Raw genomic sequence first — 17057 nt, forward strand, 5'->3', positions numbered from 1 at the left:
CCGACCACCACCACCGACAGGAGCGTGACCTGATGGGCTACAGCAACCCACCCATCCCGTGGTCGCAGTTCGAGCGCGCGCTGTCCGACAAGCGGAGCCCGGGCACGGCGCACGACGGCGACGGCGGCGACAGCCCGGCGTGGTCGCGGAAGCGCGAGCCGTACGTCCCCTCGCCGCTCGACACCGACGGCGGGCCCGTGGTGCCGTACGCCGAACTGCACGCGCACTCGGCCTTCAGCTTCCTCGACGGCGCCAGCCAGCCCGAGCACCTGTTCGAAGAAGCCGCCCGGCTCCGGCTGCACGCCCTCGCGCTCACCGACCACGACGGCTTCTACGGGGCCGCCCGGATGGCCGAGGTCGCCGAGTCGTACCCGCAGGTCGGCACCGTGTTCGGCACCGAGCTGTCCCTGGGGCTGACCGAACCGCAGAACGGTGTGCCCGACCCTGAGGGCTCGCACCTGCTCCTGCTCGCCGACGGCCAGGACGGCTACCACCGGCTCGCCGGCGCGGTGACGAGCGCACACCTGGCCGCCGGGTCCGAGAAGGGCAGCCCGCAGTACGACCTCGACGACCTCGCCGCGCGGGCGGACGGGCACTGGCGGGTCCTCACCGGCTGCCGGAAGGGCTCCGTACGGCAGGCCCTCGAGCAGGGTGGCGAGTCCGCCGCCGAGACCGCGCTCCGGGTGCTGCTCGACCGGTTCGGCAGCCGCAACGTCGTCGTGGAGCTGCTCGACCACGGCGACCCGCTCGACAGCGCCCGCAACGACGCCCTGGCCACCCTCGCCGCGAAGCACGCGCTGCCCCTGGTCGCCACCGGCAACGTGCACTACGCCACCCCCGACCGGTTCCCGGTGGCGACCGCACTCGCGGCGGTGCGTGCCCGCCGCAGCCTCGACGAGATCGACGGCTGGCTGCCGGCCGCCGACACCGCCCACCTGCGCTCCGGCGCCGAGATGGCCAGACGGTTCGGGCGCTACCCCGGCGCGATCGAGCGGACCGTGGAGCTCGCCGACGAGCTCGGGTTCCGGCTGAAGACCGTGCAGCCCGGGCTGCCCGACCTCGACGTCCCGGACGGGCACACCGCGATGTCGTGGCTCCGCGAGCTCACGTGGACGGGTGCCCGGCGGTTCTACCCCGGCAGCGCCGACGGCGTCGACCCCCGCAAGCGGGAGCGCATCGAGCGTGAGCTGTCCGTGATCGAGGAGAAGAACTTCCCGGGGTACTTCCTGATCGTGCGCGACATGGTGCAGTACGCCCGCGGTCGGGGCATCCTCTGCCAGGGGCGGGGCTCGGCGGCGAACTCGGCGGTCTGCTACCTGCTCGAGATCACCGCGGTGGACTCGATCCGGTACGGGCTGCCGTTCGAGCGGTTCCTGTCGGCGATGCGCGACGAAGAACCCGACATCGACGTCGACTTCGACTCGGACCGCCGCGAAGAGGTGATCCAGTACGTGTACGCCAAGTACGGCCGGCACAACGCCGCCCAGGTCGCGAACGTCATCACCTACCGCCCCAAGGGCGCGGTGCGCGACATGGCGAAGGCGCTCGGCCACAGCCCCGGGCAGCAGGACGCCTGGTCGAAGCAGGTCGAGCGGTGGGGGTCGGTGACCGAGAGCCAGGACCACGACATCCCGCCGGCGGTCGTCGGGCTCGCGAGCGACGTCCTCGGGTTCCCGCGGCACCTCGGCATCCACTCCGGCGGCATGGTGCTGACCGACCGCCCGGTGGGCGAGGTCGTGCCGATCGAGCACGCCCGGATGGACGGCCGCACCGTGCTGCAGTGGGACAAGGACGACTGCGCGTACATGGGGCTCGTGAAGTTCGACATGCTCGGGCTCGGCATGCTCGCGGCGCTGCAGTACTCGTTCGACCTGGCGGCAGAGCACTGTGGGGAGCGCTGGGAGATGCACTCCATCCCGAAGGAGGAACAGGGGGTCTACGACCAGCTCTGCCGCGCGGACACGATCGGGGTGTTCCAGGTGGAGTCCCGCGCGCAGATGGGCACCCTGCCCCGACTGCTCCCGCGGCGGTTCTACGACCTGGTGATCGAGGTCGCACTCGTCCGCCCCGGGCCCATCCAGGGCGGCGCGGTGCACCCGTACATCCGCCGGCGCACGGGCGAGGAACCGATCACCTACATGCACCCGGCGCTCGAACCCGTGCTCGAACGCACCCTCGGGGTCCCGCTGTTCCAGGAGCAGCTCATGCAGATGGCGATCGCGGTCGGCAACTGCTCCGGTGACGACGCCGACCTGCTGCGACGGGCGATGGGGTCGAAGCGCGGGCACGAGAAGATCGACCGACTGCGCGACAAGCTGTACGCGGGGATGGCGGACAACGGCATCCACGGCGCGGACGCCGACGCGATCTACGCGAAGATCCAGGCGTTCGCGAACTTCGGCTTCGCGGAGAGCCACTCGATCAGCTTCGCCCTCATCGTCTACGCGAGCGCGTGGATGCGGCTGCACTACCCGGGGGCGTTCCTGGCGGCACTGCTCCGGGCGCAGCCGATGGGGTTCTACTCACCGCAGACCCTGGTCGCCGACGCCCGGCGGCACGGCGTCCGCGTACTGCGACCGGACATCCTGCGGTCCGGGGTCGACGCCACGCTCGAACCGCTGCCGGACGGGGATGCCCCTGCCGGTGCCGACGCGTGCCTGGCCGCCGAGCAGCCACCGGTGCTGCCCTTCGACAAGGCACTCCCCGACGACACCGCGAGCCACCGACGCGACGGTGCCTTCGTCGTGCGGCTCGGGCTCGCCGAGGTCGCGTCGCTCAGCCGGAAGAGCGCCGAGAAGATCGTCGCGGAGCGGGACGCGAACGGCCCCTTCCGCGACATGTCGGACCTGGCCCGCCGGGTCGGGCTCACCACGCCGCAGCTCGAGGCCCTCGCAGCAGCCGACGCCTTCGCCCCGTTCGACATCGACCGCCGCGGTGCGATGTGGTCGGCTGCCCAGGCGGCCGCCGAGCGTCCGGACCAGCTGCCGGACACGCAGGTGTTCGTGCAGCCGCCGCTGTTCGGGCAGATGACGAGCGGGGACGTGCTCATCGCCGACATGTGGTCGACGGGCATGACGACCGACGACCACCCCGTCCGGCACGTGCGCGACCGACTCGCAGCCCGCCGGGTGCTCAGCGTGCAGGACACCGCGACCGCCGAGACCGGACGACGGGTCGAGGTCGGCGGGATCGTGACGCACCGGCAGCGTCCGGCGACGGCCTCCGGCATCACGTTCCTGAACGTCGAGGACGAGACCGGGCTGGTCAACGTCATCTGCAGCGTCGGGGTCTGGGGGCGCTTCCGCCGGGTGGCGCGGGAGTCCCCGGCGGTGATCGTCCGGGGCATCCTCGAGCGCTCGCCCGACGGGGTGGTCAACCTGGTGGCGGACCGCATCGAGCACCTGTCGCTGTCCGTCCGCACCCGCTCGCGGGACTTCCAGTGAGCGGTCGTGCTCGGGCGAGCGGGCGTGCCCGAGTGAGCGGTCGTGCTCAGCGCACCTCGGGCAGGCTGATCGTGACCTCGAGCCCACCGGCGGGCACGTTGCGGAGCGACGCCGTGCCTCCCGCCCGTTCCGCCACCGCACGCACGATCGCGAGTCCCAGTCCCGAGCCGCCGGGCAGGGCGCCGGCACCGGTCGACGGGTCCGGGTTCGGGCGGGACGTCCGGGCCTCGTCCGGACGGGTGAAGCGGTCGAACGCCACCGGGATGAAGGACTCGGGCACGCCGGGGCCGTCGTCGGTGATCTGCAGCACGCCCTCGCCGCCGGTGCTCCGCCAGGACACGAAGATGCCGCCGCCGCGGGGGAGCGCGGCCACGGCGTTGCCCGCGATGTTCGTGACGAGCTGGGCCATCCCGCCGGTGTCGATCCGGTACCGCGGTTCGACGGTGCCGCCACCGATGCCCGGGCCGGAACCGCCGACGGCGACGGGCGGCTCGAGATCGAAGTCGACGGTGACGTCCTTCGCCGAAGCGATGAGCCGGACGCGGTCGACCGCGGCCATCACCTCGTCGCCGAGGTCCGACCACGCGGTCTCGGGACGCCGGTCGCCGTCCTGTTCACGGCGTTCCGACTCCTCGATCCGCGACAGGGCGAGCAGGTCGTTCGCCAGCCGTGACAACCGCGCGACGCTGTGCTTGGCGCGTTCGATGTGGGCGGCGAGGGCGGCGGCGTCGTTGCCGTCGAGCGAGGCGAGGTCGAGCTGGGTCGTCAGGATCGCCAGGGGTGTCCGGAGCTCGTGGCTGGCGTCCGACACCATCTGGCGTTCGCGCTCGGTCGCCTGCCGGGTCCGGGCGAGGAAGGCGTTGAGCGTGGTCGCCAGGGATGCCAGCTCGTCCTGGGCGGGGCCCACCGGCAGTTCGGCACGCTCCGGGGCCACGGAGAGCCGTTCGGCCTCGCGGCGCATCCGGTTCACCGGGCGCAGCGCGGTGGTCGCGAGCACCCAGGACGCCACGCCGAACGCGAGCAGGATGGCCAGACCGGTCAGCGACAGCGTCGTCGTGAGGTCGTCGACGACGATGGCCTCGGCCTGCGAGTTGCGGGCGGCGACGACGGTCCAGCGGCCGGCCTCGTTGACGGGGTGCTCCACCACGACGCGGTACTCCGAGCCGGATGCCGTGATGATCGAGGTGCCGGCGGGGGTGGACCGCAGACTGCCGAGCGCTTGCTCGACACGATCGGGCATCGTCGACAGCACGATCTCGCCGGACGGGGACACGACGGCGACGAGCTGCGCGTTGCCCGGCGGCGAGAGGTCGGGGTCGCTGTCGACCTCGAGCGTGGCGACGTACGGGTCGGCATCGGCGTCGAGCAGGGTGCGGGTCGCACTCGCGACGACGCTCACCACCTGGAAGCGCATCACCAGGACGAGCAGCAGGATGACGATCGCGGCGATCGCCGTCGAGCCGATCGTGATCCGGGCACGCAGCGACAGCAGACGCAGCGGCCGGATCGGACCGCCGCGTCGGCGGTCCGATCGTGGGGCGTCGTCGGCCCCGCTCACGCCCCGAGCAGATCCAGGCGGTACCCGCGACCGCGGACCGTGGCGATGGCGACGGTGGCCTCGTGCGCGGTGAGCTTCTTGCGGAGGTACGAGATGTACTGCTCGACCACGTTCGGGTCGACGTGCTGCGAACCGTCCCAGACCTCTTCGAGGATCTTCGGGCGGTCGACGACACTGCCGGCGGACCGGGCGAGCAGTCGGAGCAGGGCGAACTCGGTGGGGCTCACGGCGACGCGCTGACCCTTGATCGAGATGCGGCGGGCCTCGGAGTCGATCGACACGTCCCCGACCTCGATCGTGCGGGGTGCCCCGGCGGACTCACGACGGCCGAGCGCACGCAGCCGAGCGGTGAGCTCGGCGAAGGCGAAGGGCTTGGTGAGGTAGTCGTCCGCGCCCGCGTCGAGCCCGAACACGCGGTCGTCGACGGCGTCGCGCGCGGTCACGAGCAGGATCCGCACGGGGTCCTCGCGCTCACGGATCCGCCGGGCGAGCTCGAAGCCGGACATGCCGGGCATCATCACGTCCACGACCGCCAGGTCGAACGCCTGCTCGCCGAGGGCGATGAGCGCCTCGACACCGTTCTCGACGGCCGTGACCCGGTACCCCTCGGCCGCGAGTCCGCGTTCCATCAGGGCACGCATCTCGTCGTCGTCCTCGACCACCAACAGCCGCATAGTGGACCTCCTCGGACCCATCGTGGCATCGAACCGGCGCGGACGGCCGTTCTGCGGGTCCGACTCGCTGAATCTCGTCACAGGACAAAGCAGAACGGTCTGTCCCACGTTCTAGGGACGTGAGCGCCGCTTGCTTCGTTGCTAGGCTCCGGCAGCGGACAGCGCGACCCGATGCGCCGCCCGCACTGGGGGATCATGAACGACTCGATCGACCACCCGGCCATCGTGCGCCTGCGCGCCGAACTGGACGCCGCGTGGAAGGGCATCGGCGCGCTCGCGCAGCTGGAGGACGCACCGCGCGACCGCGTGGTCGCGGAACTGCGGACGGCGGTACCGGACGTGGCGAGCCGTGCTGCACGCGAAGTCGGCACCGAGGCCGTCGTCGCCGAGATCAGCCGGTACGCCGACGCCGGCGTCCCGGGTGCGACCGGGACCGACGTCGTGCCGACCGCGGTGATCTGGTCGGACGTCGTGCGGACGGCGTCGGAAGCGGCCTGCGCAGCGCGCTGACGCCCAGCAGCGCGCTGACGCCCAGCAGCGCGCTGACGCACAACAGCGGGCCAGCGCAACGTGCCGGTGTGCCGGCGCTAGTCGTCCTCGCCGAGCAGCTCGCCACGCACCCGTCGGATGTCCTCGAGCAGCGCCCCGATGAGCACCCAGTGCCGGGAGTTCGGACGCACCACCTCGAGCGGCGCGGTGAGTGCCGGCTCCGATGCCTCCGCCCACGGCTCGGCGTCCGGTCCGAGCGCAGCGGCGTCCGCCCCACCGGCCGCGGGTGCCGGGTCGAGCCGTGTCGACTCGACCCGCGCACTGAGGGCCCGGACGTCCGCGCCGATCCGTGCCACTTCGGTCGCGATGCCGTGCACCACCGGGTCGTCGCGCAGGTCCGGTGCGGTGTTGTCACGGATCGCCCGGGTCATCCCGGTGACCCGGGTCACCAGGACGCGCAGGTGGTCGGTGGTCACCACGTCGCGGTCGAGGATCGTCCGGTGCCGTCCACTGCGCGGGTTCATCGTCAGGGACTCGCGCGCCGACCCCAGGGACGCCTCGGCCTTGGCGTGCTGCTGCCGCAGTGCGCGCGCCGCGACGAGGGCCTCGTCCCAGCGCTCGCGGTCCCACCCCTCGGTCAGGCCGATCGCGATCCGCTCGAACGCCACCGCGGTGTCGCGGGCGAGCCGGGCGACGGCGAGGTGCGCCGGTTCGAGCAGCACGGGCGGCACGATGAGCGCGTTCACGACCAGGGCGACGATCGCACCGATCACGGTCTCGAGGATCCGGTCGGCGGAGTAGTTCGGCGTCACGACCCCGGCGGTGAGCACGAGCATCCCGCTGATCCCCACCTGGGTGGCCGAGGTCGGGGTGAGCCGGAGCGCCCACGCGATGAGGATCGCGAGCACGATGACGAGCAGCACGACGAACACGCCGTCGCCGAGCAGCAGGTGGAACCCGGTGGCGAGCACGACGCCGATCACGACGCCCGCGCTCCGCTCGAGGCCCTTCACGAACGACTGGTTGATGCTCGGCTGCACCACGAGCAGCGCGGCGATCGCCGCGAAGGTGGGGAACGGCCCCTGGATGACCAGGCGGCAGAGGAGCACGGCCGCGACCACCGCGACGGCGGTCTTCACGACCTGCAGGAACGGCGTGCGACTGGAGCTGCGGAGGCGCGCGACCGGGTTCACACCGACCACGGTAGCCACCGGCCGCGCGCCGAGCCGTGCACGAACGCGACGAAACCCGCGCGACACGGTTGACTGATGTCGTGTGGCCCAACCATGAGCGCGTCATCCCGCAGGCCTTCGTCGGCTCCGGGACCTCCGTGGTGGCCGCGCGGGCGCACTCCGTCGAGCCCTCGGGCAACGGCTACCTGTACGGCTACGAGGTCGACACGGTGGACCGCAACGGCCAGCGCGCCACGGTCCTGACCTACGTCGACACCGGCGGCACCCACGACCAGAACAGCGCGATCGTCACCGACCCGGCGACGGGCGACCCGGTGTCGGTGTGGGCGTACCCCAACGACCCCGGCCTGCCCGTGCTGCCGCAGGTCACCTACCGTGACGCCGTCGCCGAGCTGCTGACCACGCTCGGCATGCCCGTCACCGACCCGGTGCTCACCGTGGCGGCGTACCGCCCCGGCAAGCGCGCGGTCGTGCGCGTCGACGCCCCCGAGCGCACCCTGTTCCTGAAGATCGTCCGTCCGCACCGGGTCGCGCCGATCGTGCAGTCGCACGAGCAGTTCGTCGCGGCCGGTCTGCCGGTGCCGCGTGTGCTGTCCAGCCGTGGCGACGGCCTGCTCGTGCTCGAGCGCATCCGCGGCGTGCCCGCCGGCAGCCGCATCCTCGACATCGCCGACGACCCCCGCTTCGTGGCGTCGCTCGCCGCGCTGAGCGGTCGGGTCGCCACCGTCCCGATGACCCAGCAGGCGCGCGCCGACGCGATGGACCACGCCGACTGGCACCGTCGCACGCTCATCGCCGCCCTGCCGCGTGACGCCGAGGAGATCGACCGCCTGTACGACGCCATCGGCCGCCGCTCCATCGGCTGGTCGAGCTCGACCAAGCAGGTCGTGCACGGCGACCTGCACCTGGAGCAGGTGTTCGTCGACGAGGACGAGCCGTGGCGCATCTCCGGCCTGCTCGACATCGACACCGCGGGCTGGGGCTTCCCGGTCCGTGACGTCGGTGCCGTCGTCGCCCACCTCGTGGTCACCGGGCTCTGGCACCGGTCCCGAGGCGACGCCGAGCGCGGCGCCGCCGCCGAGCGCCTCGCCGACGCGATCGCCCGCGACTGGGTCGCGCGCAACCCGCGCGAGGCCGACCGCATCGGACCCGCCATCGGCGCCCAGCTGCTCGCCCACGCCGGCGGCCAGGCGACCACCGGCTCCGCCAACGGGATCCAGACAGCCCAGCAGCTCCTCGCCGCGACGCAGGCCGCCCTGGCGGACGCGGCCCCGAGCCTCCCGACCGGTGGTTCGACCCGCCCGCGGTCCGCACCGCAGGTCTGAGACCCGACGCCGCTGTCGCGAAAGCGACAGTTCTGCGCGGAACATCCGCGGCGTCCTGTCGCTTTCGCGGGGTCACCGGGGCAGGGAACCGGAGACGTGTCGCTTCGGTGGGGTGAACACGACCGGAGGACGGACTGGAGGCCCGGGTCGGGCCCGCCACGGGCCTCCCGTCCGCCGTCGCGACGCGCGCGGGCAACGCGCCGGTCGCCTCTGTCGGTGGTCCGGGAGTAAACTGACCGCGCACGCACCGCGTTCCCGCGTGCCGCGTCGATTCCGGACGCAGCCGTCGATCACTTGATCGACGCGGGGACCGGGCCGTGACCGCCCCGAGGGGGCATCACGTGCGTGTGACGACGCCGGATCCCGGCGCGGACCGTCCGAACCTGCTCCCGGCAGGTGCTCGTGTGGAACGGCTCGCGGGAGTCCACCGGACGTCCCGATGCGGGGACCGGCGATGCGGTGGGCCACGGTGGCCCGCAGCTGAACCGGAGCCGCGCCAGGCACCGGTGCAGGACTTCCCGCCCCACGGGCGGATCGCCCCGACGTGTGGGCGGAACAGGAGGAGCGTTGGCTCGATCAGGCACCCGGCGTGCTGCCGGCGGGACGCGGACCGCGTCACGCCGCACCAGGCCGCTGGACAACGACGGCGTCATCCCCGTCCTCGCCCGCGCTGTGCGCGAGGTCGAGGCCGCGGCGCAGCGCGGACCGCTCAAGGCATCGAACCGGACGAAGTTCCAGGCGGTCGCCCTGCTCATGCGCGAAGAGCGCGCGCGGGTGAAGGCCGACACGGAGCTCACCGACGCGCAGCGCGCCGAGCAGCTCAAGCGGCTCGACGGCGTGGCCACGATCCTCGCGAAGACGGCGGCGCGCGACACCAGTGTCATCCAGCTCCTCGCCGAAGAGGTCCAGGTGTCCGAGGCGACGCGTGCGGTCAAGCGCGACATGATGATCGCCGGCGGCATGGAACTGCAGCCGGAGGACCTCGTCATCGCGTCCGAGCCCGCCGCGGTGGTCGAGACCCCGGTGCGGGCCGTCGTGCCGCAGGCGGTCGTGCAGCGCCAGCTCGCGAACCCCTTCATGCCACCGGACTTCGCCCTCGCCGACCAGCCCGTCGCGCACCCGCGTCGCCTGGCGAACTGGGAACTGTTCGGACCGCTGTTCAAGTCGTTCGAGTACGGCGCGGGCGGGGGAGCGGCGACGATGCCGCTGCCGGAGCCCACGACGCTGCACTCGCGCTCGGGCACCACGCTCATGAAGCACCAGGCGGAACTCGTCGCCGCCGCTGCGCAGGGACACCGCACGTTCCTGCTCGCCGACGAGCCCGGCCTCGGCAAGACCGCACAGTCGCTGCTCGCCGCCGATGCCGCGAACGCGTTCCCGCTGCTCGTCGTCGTGCCGAACGTCGTCAAGACGAACTGGGCGCGTGAAGCCGAGCGCTGGGTGCCGAACCACCGCGCCACGGTGATCCACGGGGACGGCAACGACCTCGACGGGTTCGCCGACATCGTCATCGTGAACTACGAGATCCTCGACCGGCACGCCGGGTGGCTCGGCAACTTCGGGTTCAAGGGGATGGTCGTCGACGAGGCGCACTTCATCAAGAACAGGGACTCGCAGCGCGCCCGGTTCGTGCTGCAGATCGCCGAGCGCATCCGGCAGCGCACCGCCGCACCGCTGCTCATGGCGCTGACCGGTACCCCGCTGATCAACTCGGTCGAGGACTTCCGCACCATCTGGGAGTACCTCGGCTGGATCGACGACAAGAAGCCCCGCGCGAAGCTCATGAACGAGCTCGAGGAGATCGGCCTGACGCCGGCCGACCCCGGGTTCTTCGTCGAGGCCCGCCGTGCCGTCATCGACCAGGGCATCGTCCGACGCCGCAAGGTCGACGTCGCCGCGGACATCCCGGCCCGCCGGATCGCCGACATCCCCGTCGAGCTCGACGGTGACGAGGGTCGCTCCATCCGCGACGCCGAGCGCGAGCTCACCGCGAAGCTCGTCCGTCGCTACCACCAGGCGCTCGACGCCCGCACCGGGCAGGACCCGGTCGTCGGCATCGACCACAAGCTGGTCCGCCAGGTCGCCCGCTGGGAGCTCGAGGACCAGGACGCCTCGTCGACCGGCGAGAACGTGTTCTCGATGGTCCGCCGCATCGGCCGGGCCAAGGCCCAGCTCGCGGCCGACTACGCGGCGCAGCTCGCCTCGAACGTCGGCAAGGTCGTGTTCTTCGCGAAGCACCTCGACGTGATGGACCAGGCGGAAGAGGTGTTCGCCCGTCGCGGCCTGCGCACCGCCACGATCCGCGGCGACCAGACCCCGACGCAGCGCACGGCCGAGATCGACTCGTTCGTGAACGACCCCGACGTCGCCGTCATCGTCTGCTCGCTGACCGCGGCCGGTGTCGGCCTGAACCTGCAGGTGTCGTCGAACGTCGTGCTCGCCGAGCTGTCGTGGACGAGCGCCGAGCAGACCCAGGCGATCGACCGTGTGCACCGCATCGGGCAGGAAGAGCCCGTCACCGCGTGGCGCATCATCGCCGCGCAGACGATCGACACCAAGATCGCCGAGCTCATCGACTCGAAGGCGTCCCTGGCCGCCCGCGCGCTCGACGGTTCGGACGAAGAGGTCGTCGACTCCGGTGACATCCAGCTCGACGCGATGGCTGCGCTGCTGACCGAGGCGCTCGGCGGCTAGCTCCGGCGCGTCCGGTGCTGTCCCGGACAGCAAAACACCGGTGTTCGTACTCTGAACCGCGTCATGCGCGTGTTCGGAGCGTGAACACCGGTGTCTTGCGGAGGGCCGCCGCTCAGATGCGGGACTGCACCTCGGCCAGGGACGGGTTGGTCGCCGTCGAGCCGTCCGGGAACACCAGCGTCGGCACGGTCTGGTTGCCGCCGTTGACCTCGGCGACGAGCTCGGCGGTACCGGGGGTCTGCTCGATGTCGACCTCGGTGAAGGGCACCCCGGCCTTCGACATCTGGTTCTTCAGCCGGGCGCAGTAGCCGCACCACGTGGTGGTGAACATCGTGACGCCGCCGGCTTCGGGCGTGAACTGCTCGCGGGTGATCGTGTCGCTCATCCCTGCAGGCTAACCCCGGGTGCGGGGAAACCCCGCAGTGCCTGGTAGACAAGAGCGTGTGAGCCACACGCACCTCGAGATCGAGCGCACCTACGACCTGCCCGAGGGCGGTGCCCTCCCCGACCTCGTCGGCGCGGGCGGCATCCTCCGCACCGAGCACCAGGAGCCGTTCGAACTGGACGCGACCTACTGGGACACCGAGCGGTACGACCTGGTGGCCGCACGGGTGACCGTCCGCCGTCGCACGGGCGGCCCCGACGCCGGCTGGCACATCAAGCGCTCGGAGTCGGACACGGTCCGCCACGAGCAGCAGTTCCCCCTGACCGACGACGCCGACACCGTGCCCGACGAAGTCCTCGCCGCGCTCTTCACGGAGCGCCGCGGCCGCGGGCTGCGTCCCGTCGTCCGGATCACGACCACCCGCACCGTCACCCGACTGCTCGACGAGGACGGCGACCAGATCGCCGAGCTCGCCGACGACCAGGTCACTGCCCAGCGCCTCGACGACGACGCCCCCGAGACCCCGCGCACCTGGCGCGAGGTCGAGGTCGAGACCGTCGACGGCGTCGACCCGCAGATCGCCCACGAGCTCTTCGCGGCCCTCGACGGACGCTTCGCGGCCGTCGGTGCCGGCCCCGCCGCCGTCGCGTCCAAGCTGGCACGCGGGCTGGCAGGAGCACCGGCACCGCGCCTCCAGACCGAGGAGAAGCCGGCCAAGGGCACGACCGCACGCATCCTGGCGAAGCGGGTGCGCAAGCTGCGCGTCGCGCTGCTCGGCCAGGAGGCCCGGCTCCGCTCCGGCGACACGGCCGACCTCCGGCAGGCGGCCGACACGACCCTCGAGATCGCCGCGATCCTGGGCGCCTACCGCCCGGCGTTCCCCGACGGCGAGGCCGTCGACCGCGCCGCCGAGGCGGCGGACGGCCTGGCGGGCGTCACCGCGCGTGCGGCGCTGGCCGAGTACCTGATCGACCGGCTGCCGCGGGCGTCGTCGCCGGCGCAGGACGACCTGGTCGACGCGATGACCCGCGAGCGCATCCTCGCCTCGACCCGCGAACGTCGCGACCAGGCGGTGCGGGACGTCGTCGCGTTCCTGCACGGCGAGCCGTTCCTCGAACTGCTCGACGCCCTCGACGACGCGGCCGAGCGACCGGCTCCGACGGCGTGGTCGCTCCGCGCACCGAAGCAGGTCGCGCAGGACGTCGGCGCCGACGTGAAGCCGCGCGTGCGCGAACTCGTCCGGGCCGCCGTCGCCGACGACACCTCGGACACCGCCGCCGAGCGCGAGGCCGCCGACCGGACCACGACCGAGGCCGCGTGGCAGGAGACGATGCGCGCCCGGATGGCGATGGACGTGCTCGGCGACGACGCGTTCCCGCACGCGCTGTGGAAGCGGATCGGCACCGCGGCCGACGTGCTGACCGAACGGGTGCGGTCCCTGCACGCCCTCGACATCCTGCGGGCGAACGCGGCGATCGCGGAGCGCGGGGGTGAGGGCACGTTCGGGTACGGCGTGCTCGCGGGGGACCGGGTGCGCCTGGCCGAGGAGTCCTACGACGAGGCGGTGCACGCGCTCAACCGCGTGTGAGCGGGGTGCGCGCTGCGTGCGCTTCGTTCGCTTGGTGCGCTTCGTTCGCTTGGTGAGCAGAAGAGGTCGGGTCCCGCGTTCGGACCCGACCTCTTCTGCTCACGAAGTGCGAGGCGTTGCTCAGCCCGCGGCGATCGGGTTGGCGGTGGCCGCGGCGGGCGTCTCGTCGGCGAGCCCGAGCACGTCGAGCAGCCAGGCGAGTTCGAACGCCCGCTCCTTCCACGACGCGTAGCGACCGCTGACACCACCGTGGCCGGCGGACATCTCGGTCTTCAGCAGCGCCGGCGCGCCGACCTCGCGGAGCTTCGCGGTCCACTTCGCGGGCTCGACGTACAGCACGCGGGTGTCGTTGATCGAGGTCACGGCGAGGATCTGCGGGTACTGCACGTCGTCACGGACGTTCTCGTACGGGGTGTACTCGCTCATGTAGCGGTAGACCTCGGCGTCGTGCAGCGGGTCGCCCCACTCGTCCCACTCGATGACGGTGAGGGGCAGGTCCGGGTCGAGGATGCTCGTCAGCGCGTCGACGAACGGCACGGCGGCCAGGATGCCGGCGAACCGCTCTGGTGCGAGGTTGGCGACCGCACCCATCAGGAGCCCGCCCGCGCTGCCACCCTCGGCCACGAGGCGGTCGGCGCTCGTGCGGCCGGCCTCGATCAGGTGCTCGGCGACCGCGACGAAGTCGGTGAAGGTGTTCTTCTTCGTCAGGGTCTTGCCGTTCTCGTACCAGTGCCGGCCGAGCTCACCGCCACCACGGACGTGCGCGACGGCGAAGACGACACCGCGGTCGAGCATCGACAGGCGCATGACGCTGAAGCCGGGGTCGATCGAGTGCTCGTACGAGCCGTAGCCGTAGAGGTGCAGCGGTGCCGGGGTGCCGTCCTCGACGGCGTCACGACGCCAGACGAGCGAGATCGGCACACGGGTGCCGTCCGACGCGGTCGCCCAGTCGCGCTCCTGCACGTAGTCGGCCGGGTCGTAGCCGCCGAGCACGGGCTGGCGCTTCAGGACGGTGACCTCGCCGGTGGCCAGGTCGAGGTCGCTGACCTCGGAGGGGGTCACGAACGACGTGTACCCGATGCGGAGCGTCGGCTGCTCCCACTGCGGGTTGCCGCCGAGCCCCGCCGAGAACAGTGCTTCGTCGAAGGGGACCTCGTGCGCGTCGCCGTAGCCGTCGCCCTCGATCGGGATGATCGCGACCCGGGGGAGCGCTTCGGAGCGGTACTCCAGGGCGAGGTGTCCGGCGAAGGCGTCGACCGACTCGATGCGGCGCTCGGTGTGGTGCGCCACGACGACGCGGCGGTCACGCTCGGACGTCGGGTCGTCGGCGGGGACGTCGACGAGCTCGAAGTTCTCGGCTCCGTCGTTGTGCAGCACCAGGAACCGGTCGCTGCCGCCCACGATGGCGTGCTCGATCTCGTACTCGACACCCTCGCGCCGGGGCCAGACGACCTGGAACTCACCGGTGGGGTCCGCAGCGTCGAGGACGTGCGCCTCGGACGTGATCTTCGAGCCGAGCTCGATGACGATGTACTGCGACGAGCGGGTGACACCGACACCGACCCAGTAGCGGTCGTCGGGCTCTTCGAACACCAGGACGTCCTCGGACGCCGCGGTGCCGACCGTGTGGCGCCAGATCTTGTCCGGACGCCACGACTCGTCGACCGTGGGGTAGAACACGTAGCGGCCGGCCGGGTCGAACGTGGCGCCGGCGCCCGTGTTCGGGATGGCGTCGCCGAGGTCGGTCCCCGAGGCCAGGTCGCGCACGTGCAGGGTGTACCGCTCGTCGCCCTCGACGTCGATGCCGTAGACCAGGCGGGTGCCGTCGTCGCTGATGTCGTACGTGCCGAGGGAGAAGAACTCGTGGCCGTCGGCCAGGGCGTTGCCGTCGAGGACCACCTGCTCGCCGGGGAGCGTCGACTCGCCCTCGACGACGGCGGGCGGCGTCCAGTCGTCGGGGCCGGCGACGGGCACGCGGCAGTGCACGCCGTACTGGCTGCCCTCAGCGGTGCGGGTGAAGTACCACCAGTCGCCCATCCGGACCGGCACCGAGAGGTCGGTCTCCTGGACGCGGCTCTTCACCTCGGCGAAGATGCGGTCCCGCAGCGGCGCGAGGTGCGCGGTGGCGGCGTCGGTGTGGGCGTTCTCGGCTTCGAGGTACGCCAGGGTGTCGGGGGATTCCTTGTCCCGCAGCCACTCGTAGTCGTCGACGAAGTCGATGCCGTGGTGGGTCCGTGTCACGGGCCGCTTGGCGGCGCTGGGCGGGGTGGATGCGGTGTGCTCGTTGCTCACCGTCCCACCCTATTCGCCCGCACCCCCGGTCAGGCCGCCGTGCGCTCGCGCCTGCCCACCGCTGCCTGCACCCGCTGCTCGAACGCCTCGAGCTCGTCGACCACGGCGGGTGCGACCCACGCGCGGTCACGGCGACGACCGGTGACCGGACGGAGCACTCCCGCCGACACCAGGTCGTGGGTGACGCGCTCGACCTCGTCGGCGGTGAGCAGGGTGTCCAGGTGCGCTTCGGTCAGGACGGGGTCGTCGGCGAGCGCACGGCCGACGACCGCGTGCGGGCCCGAGGCGCAGGGGCCGACGGACCGACCGGCGTCGTGCTCGGCGAGCAGCAGGGCGCTCAAGGTCGCCTCATCACAGACCGTCCCGATCGCCAGGGCCAGGTCGACCACGAACCCGGTGACCTTGCCGTCGCGGTACTGCTCGACGTGCCGGAAGTACCGCCGCCGATCCGCCGCGAGCGCGGTGGTCACCGGCGCCGTCACGGTCGTGGTCACCCCGCGTCGCCGCAGCACGGCACCGATCAGCGCGCGCCCGATCCGACCGTTGCCGTCGGTGAACGGGTGGATCGACTCGAACTGGGCGTGGGCGATCGCGGCCTGGGCGATCGGGTGCAGGTCCACACGGTGCACGAACGCGAACAGGTCGGCCATCAGCGGTGCCACGAGCTCGGGCGGTGGTGGCACGTACACGGCGTCGCGGGGCGTGGCACCGCCGCCGATCCAGTTCTGCACGTCGCGGTACCGGCCGGCGTGCCGTCCGTCCACCGGGTCGTCGCGCATCAGCAGGCGGTGTGCCTCGAGCAGGGAGGCCTCGGTGACGGTGCCCGAGTCCGCTCCGCACACCAGGTGCTCGACGGCGCCGCCGGCCCGGACGACCGCCGTGGCACCGGCGTTCGCGCGGATGCCGACGAGTGCCCGAGCCAGGTCGTCGATCGACGCGGACTCATCCTCGATCCGCGACGACGCCACGGCTTCGGTCCGGCCGAGTACGGACCCGAGCGGCGCGAGCCGGGAGCCGTGGTGGACGTCGAGGGCGCGCAGGGCCGTGGCGCTCCGGTCGAGCAGCGCGACGGTGTCGTCGTCGGGCGTCCACCGAGCCCTCGCGATGGACGGGGGCAGCGACACCCGCACGGTGGTCACCAGCCGGTCGTCACGGCACCCGCGGACGGTGCTCCGCCACGGTCGCTCGCTGCGTTCGTGCGTGGGCCAGGTGTCGCTCCGGTGTGCCATCCCGCGACGGTAGAGCCACCCGGACGCTCGACGCCAGGAATCGGTATTTCGCCCGCTCGCCGCCTGCCGCCGCGGGCCCGCCCCGCGCCGCCGTCGAAGGCTGGAGCGGAGACGGGGACGACGTGGGCACCGGTGATCGCGAAGGAGTTGCTCATGGCACCAACGGTACGCGGGGCGCGGTCGTCGT

Annotated in this window: 11 protein-coding genes; 5 read left to right on the forward strand and 6 right to left on the reverse strand. The window is 72.3% G+C overall.

The features are described 5' to 3' along the window. Positions 1-32: 32 nt before the first annotated feature. A complete protein-coding gene (locus tag DEJ02_RS14125; protein WP_111033489.1) occupies positions 33-3443 on the forward strand; it encodes an error-prone DNA polymerase in 3411 nt (1136 codons plus the stop codon). Between the two features lie 46 nt (positions 3444-3489). Here DEJ02_RS14125 and DEJ02_RS14130 read toward each other — a convergent pair whose 3' ends face one another. Both DEJ02_RS14130 and DEJ02_RS14135 read right to left on the reverse strand, forming a co-directional pair. Beyond that, positions 3490-5001, reverse strand: a complete 1512-nt coding sequence (locus DEJ02_RS14130) for a cell wall metabolism sensor histidine kinase WalK (RefSeq protein ID WP_084741168.1) — start codon at positions 4999-5001, stop codon at positions 3490-3492. Next, positions 4998-5675, reverse strand: coding sequence for a response regulator transcription factor (locus tag DEJ02_RS14135; RefSeq protein WP_017885962.1), 678 nt, complete (start codon positions 5673-5675; stop codon positions 4998-5000). The genes DEJ02_RS14130 and DEJ02_RS14135 overlap by 4 nt, the downstream gene beginning before the upstream one ends. A gap of 171 nt (positions 5676-5846) precedes the next feature. On the opposite strand from DEJ02_RS14135, the gene DEJ02_RS14140 reads away from it, so the two are divergent. Continuing rightward, positions 5847-6185, forward strand: coding sequence for a hypothetical protein (locus DEJ02_RS14140; protein ID WP_111033490.1), 339 nt, complete (start codon positions 5847-5849; stop codon positions 6183-6185). Positions 6186-6262: 77 nt separating this feature from the next. Here the strand turns inward: DEJ02_RS14140 and DEJ02_RS14145 are convergent, their stop codons facing one another. Beyond that, complete coding sequence (locus DEJ02_RS14145; protein ID WP_111033500.1) at positions 6263-7357, reverse strand: aromatic acid exporter family protein; 1095 nt, start codon at positions 7355-7357, stop codon at positions 6263-6265. A gap of 80 nt (positions 7358-7437) precedes the next feature. Between DEJ02_RS14145 and DEJ02_RS14150 the strand changes: the two genes are divergently transcribed. Both DEJ02_RS14150 and DEJ02_RS14155 read left to right on the forward strand, forming a co-directional pair. After that, complete coding sequence (locus DEJ02_RS14150; RefSeq protein ID WP_111033491.1) at positions 7438-8682, forward strand: phosphotransferase enzyme family protein; 1245 nt, start codon at positions 7438-7440, stop codon at positions 8680-8682. Between the two features lie 567 nt (positions 8683-9249). Beyond that, a complete protein-coding gene (locus DEJ02_RS14155; protein WP_181422702.1) occupies positions 9250-11376 on the forward strand; it encodes a DEAD/DEAH box helicase in 2127 nt (708 codons plus the stop codon). 112 nt (positions 11377-11488) lie between these two features. On the opposite strand, the gene DEJ02_RS14160 is transcribed toward DEJ02_RS14155, so the two are convergent. After that, positions 11489-11761 (reverse strand): mycoredoxin, encoded by a 273-nt coding sequence (locus DEJ02_RS14160; RefSeq protein WP_071405571.1) that lies wholly within the window; start codon positions 11759-11761, stop codon positions 11489-11491. Between the two features lie 58 nt (positions 11762-11819). Between DEJ02_RS14160 and DEJ02_RS14165 the strand changes: the two genes are divergently transcribed. Further along, on the forward strand, positions 11820-13349 hold the full coding sequence (locus tag DEJ02_RS14165) for a CYTH domain-containing protein (RefSeq protein ID WP_071405572.1): 1530 nt from the start codon (positions 11820-11822) through the stop codon (positions 13347-13349). 120 nt (positions 13350-13469) lie between these two features. Here the strand turns inward: DEJ02_RS14165 and DEJ02_RS14170 are convergent, their stop codons facing one another. Together DEJ02_RS14170 and DEJ02_RS14175 are read right to left on the reverse strand one after the other, a co-directional pair. After that, the gene (locus tag DEJ02_RS14170) at positions 13470-15641 is read right to left on the reverse strand and encodes a S9 family peptidase (RefSeq protein ID WP_111033492.1); all 2172 of its coding nucleotides are present in this window, start codon (positions 15639-15641) and stop codon (positions 13470-13472) included. Positions 15642-15670: 29 nt separating this feature from the next. Beyond that, entirely contained in the window at positions 15671-16870 is a 1200-nt protein-coding gene (locus DEJ02_RS14175) for a Fic family protein (RefSeq protein WP_111033493.1), read from the reverse strand. Positions 16871-17057: the final 187 nt, after the last annotated feature.

This window comes from Curtobacterium sp. MCLR17_042 (assembly GCF_003234695.1).
In the GTDB taxonomy this organism is placed as follows: Bacteria; Actinomycetota; Actinomycetes; order Actinomycetales; family Microbacteriaceae; genus Curtobacterium; species Curtobacterium flaccumfaciens.

What these genes read in the sequence shown, in the direction of transcription:
- DEJ02_RS14160 (WP_071405571.1), bottom strand. Translation starts at nt 11,761, where the DNA reads ATGAGCGACACGATCACCCGCGAGCAGTTCACGCCCGAAGCCGGCGGC.
- DEJ02_RS14125 (WP_111033489.1), top strand. Translation starts at nt 33, where the DNA reads ATGGGCTACAGCAACCCACCCATCCCGTGGTCGCAGTTCGAGCGCGCG.
- DEJ02_RS14135 (WP_017885962.1), bottom strand. Translation starts at nt 5,675, where the DNA reads ATGCGGCTGTTGGTGGTCGAGGACGACGACGAGATGCGTGCCCTGATG.
- DEJ02_RS14175 (WP_111033493.1), bottom strand. Translation starts at nt 16,870, where the DNA reads ATGGCACACCGGAGCGACACCTGGCCCACGCACGAACGCAGCGAGCGA.
- DEJ02_RS14140 (WP_111033490.1), top strand. Translation starts at nt 5,847, where the DNA reads ATGCGCCGCCCGCACTGGGGGATCATGAACGACTCGATCGACCACCCG.